1 protein-coding gene is annotated in these 228 nt (G+C 52.6%); it reads right to left on the bottom strand.

Annotation, left to right across the window (positions count from 1 at the left end):
• Positions 1 to 184: hypothetical protein (locus tag IG178_RS25825; protein WP_226895806.1), on the bottom strand; the 184-nt coding region annotated here is incomplete at its 3' end.
• Positions 185 to 228 lie beyond the last annotated feature (44 nt).

The raw sequence follows: 228 nt of genomic DNA on the forward strand, positions 1-228 counted from the left end.
TTGCCGTGGGCTGGATTAACACCCATCCCTGATCCGTGTGAGACATGTGAAAATAGATAGGGTCATTCTCACCGTCTATTGGGTCAACTTCATAAATCACAGCACCGCCTTCTTCCCAGGCCGTAAGTCCCGGGAAATCCACTACAGCTCGCGGCGCAGGGAACCCGTAAGAATCAATCGGCATGTCCTGATCTATTATTTTCACCTGCTCCTGCCCCGAGGAAGCCC

Source organism: Neoluteolibacter marinus (assembly GCF_014904755.1).
Lineage (GTDB): Bacteria > Verrucomicrobiota > Verrucomicrobiia > Verrucomicrobiales > Akkermansiaceae > Haloferula > Haloferula marina.